This window comes from Proteus sp. G4415 (genome assembly GCF_963896075.1).
Classification (GTDB): Bacteria; Pseudomonadota; Gammaproteobacteria; order Enterobacterales; family Enterobacteriaceae; genus Proteus; species Proteus mirabilis.
Genome location: NZ_CAWQOK010000118.1, coordinates 1 through 8,397 on the forward strand (window position 1 = coordinate 1; position 8,397 = coordinate 8,397).

General features: G+C 33.8%; 5 protein-coding genes. 4 read left to right on the plus strand and 1 reads right to left on the minus strand.

Annotation, left to right across the window (positions count from 1 at the left end; all coding sequences use genetic code 11):
- Nucleotides 1-199: 199 nt before the first annotated feature.
- From AACU95_RS13160 to AACU95_RS13175, 4 genes are all read left to right on the plus strand, one after another.
- Nucleotides 200-1,675, plus strand: a complete 1,476-nt coding sequence (locus AACU95_RS13160; protein WP_004244908.1) for a serralysin family metalloprotease — start codon at nucleotides 200-202, stop codon at nucleotides 1,673-1,675.
- Nucleotides 1,676-1,837: 162 nt separating this feature from the next.
- Nucleotides 1,838-3,577, plus strand: a complete 1,740-nt coding sequence (locus AACU95_RS13165; protein ID WP_004252439.1) for a type I secretion system permease/ATPase — start codon at nucleotides 1,838-1,840, stop codon at nucleotides 3,575-3,577.
- 16 nt (nucleotides 3,578-3,593) lie between these two features.
- Nucleotides 3,594-4,919, plus strand: coding sequence for an HlyD family type I secretion periplasmic adaptor subunit (locus AACU95_RS13170; RefSeq protein WP_161737081.1), 1,326 nt, complete (start codon nucleotides 3,594-3,596; stop codon nucleotides 4,917-4,919).
- Nucleotides 4,919-6,271 carry a TolC family outer membrane protein gene (locus AACU95_RS13175; RefSeq protein WP_012367534.1) on the plus strand — a complete coding sequence of 451 codons (1,353 nt, stop codon included), beginning with the start codon at nucleotides 4,919-4,921 and terminating at the stop codon, nucleotides 6,269-6,271. Before AACU95_RS13170 ends, AACU95_RS13175 begins: the two co-directional genes overlap by 1 nt.
- A 488-nt stretch (nucleotides 6,272-6,759) precedes the next feature.
- On the opposite strand, the gene arnT is transcribed toward AACU95_RS13175, so the two are convergent.
- On the minus strand, nucleotides 6,760-8,397 hold a 1,638-nt coding region (gene arnT, locus AACU95_RS13180), incomplete at its 5' end, for a lipid IV(A) 4-amino-4-deoxy-L-arabinosyltransferase (RefSeq protein WP_161737082.1).

Consider the following 8,397-nt stretch of genomic DNA (forward strand, 5'->3'; position numbering starts at 1 on the left):
AATATAACTATACTTATATTCACCTCATTAAATTATTCTGACTTAAAACACACTTTACTTCACAATTATTTAAAAACTTATTTTACCCCCCTAGATTAATAATAATTAATGTCTATCTTTATCCTCAATGGCATTCGCCAGATAAATATATTTTCAGTATGAAAATAAACTTAACCTAAATTTATATCTGGAGGATATTATGGGATCTTTTTTATTAAAAAAAGCCGTTGGGTTATCTAATATTTCTGATTTATTAGATAAAAGTGGGATCTTCTATAACTATTCAACCAAAGTATTACCTTCTTTTGATTATGATACCGCAGGAAAACATATAGCCCGTGAAGATTCCACTTGGAATGGCAAATATGTTATTGGGCAACCCGCTGAGGTGACTTATTCATTCCCAAAATGGGAAGGCAAATTTAATCAATTTGGTAATAAGAATCCTTATGAATTTAATGAATTACAAAAAGAGCATGCAAGAAAATCTTTAGATGCATGGTCTGACATTGCAAATATTAAATTTACTGAAGTTGCTGTTGGGAATGTTGATGGAATGAAGGCTTCTGACGTAAAAACAGATATTACTTTTGGTAATATCTATGATCCCAATGGCACATTTCAGGCTTATGCAACATTGCCTAATACCTATGCTTATGGAAAAGATCTTTCTGGCCAAGCATGGTTTAGTGATTATCATTATGCAGGTAATACTACACCAGAATTGGGTAATTATGGTCGTTTAACTATTATCCATGAAATTGGTCATACACTGGGTCTTATGCATCCTGGTGATTATAACGCAGGTCAGAATGTTCCAGGTTATTTAAAATCTGATTATGCGGAAGATAGTCGCCAATATACAGTAATGAGCTATTGGGATGAATATGAAACAGGCGCCCACTTCCAAGGTGCTTATGCCGGAGCCCCTCTCCTTCATGATATTTCTGCTATGCAATATCTCTATGGCGCAAATACGACTACCAGAACAGGTGATGATGTATATGGTTTCAATTCAAATACTGGGATTGATTATTATACGGCTACTGATAGCAATGATAAATTAATTTTCTCTGTATGGGATAGTGGTGGTAACGATACATTTGATTTCTCAGGCTTCTATCAAGATCAACTGATTGATTTACGTGCTGGGAACTTTTCTGATGTGGGGGGATTACAGAAAAATGTTTCTATTGCACAAAATGTTACCATAGAAAACGCAATTGGTGGTTTTGGTAATGATATTATTCATGGTAATGATGCTGATAATACTCTTATTGGAGGCGAAGGAGACGATATTATCTATGGCCATAGTGGTAATAACACTATTTATGGTGGTCGTGGACAAGATACATTACATGGTGGCACAGGAAGCAATACCTTTATTTATAAAGAAATTGCAGATTCTTTAGTATCAGCCGCAGATAAAATAATGGATTTCAAAACCGGTATTGATAAAATTGATTTATCAACATTAATTCAAGATACATTTAGTAGCAAAATTCTTAACTTTGTTGATAATTTTACAGGAAATGCTGGCGAAGCAACTCTTAGCTATAATGAAGTAACCAATGCTTCTGAATTAGCCATTAATGCTTATGGCTATAATTATAATCCTGATTTTAAAATTGATATCGTAGGTTTTGTTAATTACGAAACTGATTTTATTGTTTAAGTCATAGTTGGGTAGGAGAAAGTTATTTCTCCTACTCTCTTTTGCTTTAAATGAAGCTATTTTGATATTCATAATAATAAATAAAGTGAAAATAGACGCTTCTTTAAGACCAACAAAAGATATTTAGTACTAAAAATAGACAAATTAAATCAGGAATACCACATGCCACAAATAAAATATAATAACGAGATAACAAGTATCATAAAAGAGAGACGAAAAGTTTTTCTCTCTATTGGGCTATTTACCGCTTTAATTAATATATTAATGTTAGTCCCTTCTATTTATATGTTACAAGTTTACGATCGAGTATTACCATCAGGTAATGAAATGACACTATTGATGCTAACAATCATTATGTTAGCTCTTTTTATCTTTATGGGAGGATTAGAATATTTAAGAAGCATTATTGTTATACGTATGAGTAATAAATTAGATTTATCACTTAATTCACGCATTTATACTGCAGCTTACCGAGAAAAATTAAACAAAATAGCGAATATTAATCCAACGTTAGCATTAACAGATCTAATTACTTTACGACAATTCATTACTAGTCATGCCATATTCACTTTCTTTGATCTACCTTGGTTCCCTATTTACCTTTTAGTTATTACTTTATTTAATCCTTGGTTAGGATTATTTGCACTTTGTGGTGCCCTTATCTTATTTGCTTTGGCTATCCTTAATGAATATCTATCTAAAAATCATTTAAAAAAAGCGAACAATTTTGCCAATCAAGCACAACTAATACAAAGTCATCATTTAGAACATCCACAGACTATCGAAGCGATGGGAATGCTTAGTCAATTACGTAAACAATGGCAAACCTCTCATTTCAAATATTTACAAGCACAAACACAAGCCAGTGATAATGCAGCTGGTATTAACGCTATCACAAAAGTAACACGTATGGCATTACAATCTTTAATGCTAGGTTTAGGGGGATGGCTTGCTATTGATAATACTATCAGTCCTGGAATGATGATTGCCGGTTCAATACTTTTAGGTCGAGCATTAGCCCCTATTGAGCAAGTGATCAATGTATGGAAAAGTTGGGATAGTAGTAAAGCAGCCTACAATCGATTGACAACTTTATTAAAAACATACCCTCAAGAAAATAAAAAAATGGCCTTACCTAAGCCTCAAGGCCAATTACTTGTTAATATCGATGAAGCCGTGTATCCACACAGTGACAGAATATTACTAAATAATATCAATTTTGCTCTATTACCGGGAGATATACTAGGTATTATTGGCCCGAGTGCTTCTGGTAAGTCTTCTTTAGCAAAATTTATTGTCGGTATATGGCAGGTCAAAAAAGGCATTGTGCGATTAGATAATGCGGATATCTTTCAGTGGAGTAAAGAAGAAATTGGCCCACATATTGGTTATTTACCTCAAGAAATCGCCCTTTTCCCCGGCACTATCGCTGAAAATATTGCACGCTTTACTGAGGTTGATCCTCAAAAAGTGATCCAAGCCGCCAAAATGGCACATGTACACGAGATGATTTTACGCTTTCCTCAAGGATATGAAACCCAAATTGGTGCTCACGGTGAAGGATTATCCGGCGGACAAAAACAACGTATTGCATTAGCCAGAGCATTATATGGCGATCCCACGTTAGTTGTCTTAGATGAGCCAAATTCTAATTTAGATGATTTAGGTATTAGAGCGTTAACACAGGCGATCGAAACATTAAAACAGCATAAAAAAACCGTTATTTTAATTACCCACCAAAAACAGCTACTTTCTGTCACTAATAAATTATTAGTGATATTTGATGGAAACACCAAATTATTCGGTCCAACGGCGTCTGTTATTGCTGAATTAAATAATCCAACTATCACAAAAACGGCAAACACTATTTCTTCAACACCAGCAACCTCAAATAACGCTTAATTTTTCGGAATTGATTATGACTATAGAAAAAAATGTTATACCACTGTCAGAAAAAATTTCAGATGATCCAAAGAAATTTCTCGTTATTGGATGGACTGTGGTTTTATTAGGCTTAGCAATTTTTATTTTTTGGGCTGCTTTCGCGCCCCTTGATAAAGGCGTTCCTGCAATAGGAAACGTAGTAATATCGGGGAATAAAAAAAGTGTACAGTCTTCTGTTGAAGGTATTATTACTCATATTTTTGTAAAAAATGGTGATCCGGTATCTGCCGGACAAACCCTGATACAACTAAGCCCTATTCAATCTCAAGCCTTAGTAAAATCGTTATCAGAGCAATATGATAATTTACTGATCACTCAACAAAGATTATACGCTGAACTTAATCAACAAACTTCATTTAAATTAAATAATAGCGATAAATACTATTCATCTACTGAAAATAGAGAGAAGTTATTACTACAACAAAATCGTTTATTAAATGAAAAAAGTGCAGAATTAATAAGTGAAATAAATGGTTATAAAGCAGCTATCGATGGCATTACTAGTCGCCTAACCCATCTAAAGCGCTCAATTCAGAATAAAAAGAGTCAAATTAGTAATCTACAAAACCAGCTTAATGATTTACAAATTTTAGCTAATGAAGGATATATTCCTCGTCACCGATATCAAGAAATGATAAGAGAATTAGCTGAAAATAATAATCAACTTAACGAGACTTTTGGGCAAATAAGCGCATTAGAAAAGCAAAAATTAGAATATGAGCAAAGAATATTGCAACGTAATGCTAATTACTACCAATTAGCTCGAACAGAGCTAAATAAAATACAATTACAAATCAGTGAAACAGAAAAACAACTTATTATAGAAACAGATAAATTAGCTAAAATGGCAATTATCGCACCGATATCGGGTACTGTGATGGATCTTTCTGTTTTTACCCAAGGTGGCTTTGTAAAAACAGGTCAGACATTGATGGATATAGTGCCTGAAGATCATCAACTTGTTATTGAAGCGCGTCTTGCTCCGCATCTTATTGATAAGGTAACTCCTGGCCTTCCCGTTGATTTGATCTTTAGTGCCTTTAATCAAAATACCACGCCAAAAATTCCTGGTGAAGTAACGATTATTTCTGCCGATAGATTAATTGATGAACGAACAACTGAGCCATATTATCAAGTTCTTATTAACATAAAAGATTATACATTATTAGCAGATAATAAAAATAAATTGAAAGCAGGTATGCCCGTTGATGTATTTATTAAAACTGGCGATCGCTCATTATTAAATTATCTTTTCAAACCAGTATTGGATAGGCTCCATACTTCATTAACGGAAGAATAATGATGCTAATAAAAAAACTTTTTACACTTTTTTCCGTAGGACTCCTAAGCTTGCCAGCTTCAGCGGTTACACTGTCTGATCTCTATTTTTTAGCGATTAAACATGATCCCACATTTAATGCTGCGGTAAAAGAGCAAGTAGCAGGTAAAGAGTATGAAAATATCGGGTTATCACAATTGCTACCCAATATTTCTGTCAATTACAAAAATAATCCTCGCAACTGGCAACGTAAGGCTTATCCAATAAATATATTTCAGGATAAAATAACAACAGTTGAGTATCAAAACTATCAAAGCTATTCTGTCAACGCGATTATTAGTCAACCACTATTTGACTACACCGCATTTAGTGAATACAAAGCTTCTATCATTAAAACATTATTAGCAGACAGTCATTATCAAAATAAATTTTCAGAATTAATTATTCGACTTATTGATAATTATATTCAAGTTGCTTATACACAAGATAAATTATTGCTAAATCAAGCACAGCAAGAAATCTATCAAAAACAACTAGCTTCAAGTCAACGCCTATTTGAGTTAGGAGAAGGAACCAAAACAGATATTGCTGAAATAGAGACTCGTTTATATTTAACCCAGTCACAATATACCGATCTTCAATTAGAAATTGAAAAGGCTAAAAACAAACTCAGTGCTATGATCGGTTCACAATTGCCTACTCATGAGCACATCGCAAAGCTAACTGATACAAAGTTTGTTCTTCAATCACTGGCTCCCGATGACTATTCCACATGGGAAAAAAATGCCATACAAAATAACTTAAAGATACAATCTGCTCGTCATGAAATGGCGATAGCTAAACAAGAGATTGAGAAGAATAGAGGTGAATTTTTCCCAACAGTACAATTTTATGCGGCTTACTCTAGTAGTAATTCTGATAGTAATAATACCATTAACCAGAAATACCAATCTGCTAACGTGGGTTTTTATGTCAGTATGCCTTTATTTAATGGGGGTAAAACAACGGCATCAATGCGTCAGTCGACAGCAAAATATCAGATGAGTGCATTTGAAAGGGATGCTATTATTCAAAATATTATGCAGGAATTAAGATATCAATATCAAATTTGCTCAACGAGCCATATTAAATTGATGGCTTTTGAGCAAGCCGTTAGTTCCGCTAAGTTACAATTAAATGCAACACGAAAAAGCTATATTGGTGGTCAGCGAACGATGGTTGATGTGCTTAATGCGGAAGAGCTTTTATATAGAGCGCAGCAAGATTTAATCAAAGCCAAATATGATTATATTCAAGCTTGGGCATTATTACATCAATATACCAATACTCTAGATATTGAAAAAATAAAAATTATTGAAAACTATTTTCAGTAGCTGAAAATATATATTTAATTTAACTCAATACTATAATAAAAGCCCTATAATTAATCAGGTTATAGGGCTTTGCGTCTATGATAGTTAGTCTAATAGATTACTTAGCTTATTAGCATATCGTATTTTCATCACTTCTTTTTATTACCGTACAACATTAATACACGGTGAGTAAGAGCAATTGATGCCAGACCGATAATACATTCAGTTAAAAAAATCAGCATAAATTCCCCCTATTCATGAGTACATTTTGTCTGGGTGGGGGTTCTGATAAAGTTAAGTGACTTGTCATATAGTGCTTAGCTAACTCCGTTCTAATGGACACATTTTAAACCTACCATTAAAACGACAAAGAGCAAAATATATTTACCGACAAATTCTGTTTTTTAATCTAGATCACATATAAATCACACGAAAAGCAAAATCGTAATACATGATCAGTACTCACTGAGAAAAAACATCACAGCAAAATAAATATTAAAGCAATTCAGCTAATTAAAGAACACCAGCGTTAAATCGCCCTCTTTTTCTACTATCGGCTTTTCCTTTAATGTAGTCAATTTAGTCAAAATCTGCTTTCTATCAGGTCTGACTAAAACAATCGCTACCCCTTTATATTGGTTTGCTTCAATTAATGCTAATAGCTGTTCAAGGCTATAGTATTTATTTTTTACATCTGGGTAATTTAAACCATAAGCCAACTCACCTTTCGTCTCTGTTAAACGAATATCAGTCCGTTTTAGTCCCCAAGCAAGTGATGTACCAATACCAACTTCGTCCGTTAAAAGATACGATTTATTACTCAAAGGCTCATAATAACGTTGGATAATATTTTCCGGTGTACTTCTACTTTCTATCTTTTCTGGGATTGCATAGCCAATAACTAAACTTAGTCCGATAGAGCAAAACATCGTTAAAAACTGTGTTTGTCTAAACAGCGCCCCCGCACCAATCACACTCCAAAATAAAAACCCACTTATTGCTAACACTATTTTTAACGTTTCATTCGTATCATAAAGCGCAAATTTGGCACTGTATAAAGAATAGATAACGGCTGATATACCCATTAGCCCAAAAGCAATATTGATAGATGCATTCACTTTGCTAATTTTCTCATCAGGTCTATCTTTTAACTCTTCGATATAGTGTGCAATTAAAATAGATAATGGCACAAAGCACGGTAGCATATAGGTTAATAGTTTTCCTTTTGAGGCTGAGAAAAAAGCAAAAAAGAGAGCAAACCACAGCAGAAAATAGAGTGTACCTTTTTTTAAAGAGAAAGCTGATTTTAATGCACCAAATAAAAAACCTAGCCAAGGCAATACACCCAATATAACTATCGGGATATAGAACCACGTTGGTTGTGAGCGAGCAGACTCTTTAGCAATAAAACGCTGTACATGTTCAACCCAGAAAAAATAATTCCAATAATCCGGTGCTTGTAATGCAACAGTAATCACCCAAGGTCCAGCTGTAATAGCGAGAGCTAACAATGCAATAGAGGAATAGCAAACCACTTCTTTAAAGCGAGCTTGACTAATTGCCATGACTAAAAAAACTAATGCAGGTAAAACAACCGCAATAAAGCCTTTTGTTAAAAAACCAAGTGCGCAAAAAAAGCCAATACCCATATAAGCAATTATTTTGCCCTTTTTATTCGGGGTCGATAACGCAACTAAAAATGAGTACATTGCAGCGGTCACAAACAGCGTCACAATAGGATCTAATATATTATAAGTACCTATTGCTAATACCAGAAAAGAAGATAAAAAAACGGTCATAGCATTAAAAGCAAGAACGCTATTGCGCCAAACTACCATTGCCGCTTTATAAATAAGCCATCCTGTTAATAAGGTTGATGTTACTACAACAATACGCACCGCAAAATGGCTTTCACCAAATAGCCACTGAGCAATACAATTGATCCAATATCCTAAAACAGGTTTTTCAAAATAACGAATATCAAGAAGATAAGGCACTGACCAATTGCCAGAAACTAACATTTCACGGCTAATTTCAGCATAACGAATTTCATCTGGTTGCCATAACAGGCGCGTTTCTAAAGGAATAAAATAAGTTAATAAGATAAATAGGAAAAACAATAACCATTTATATCTTTCTGTCATCGC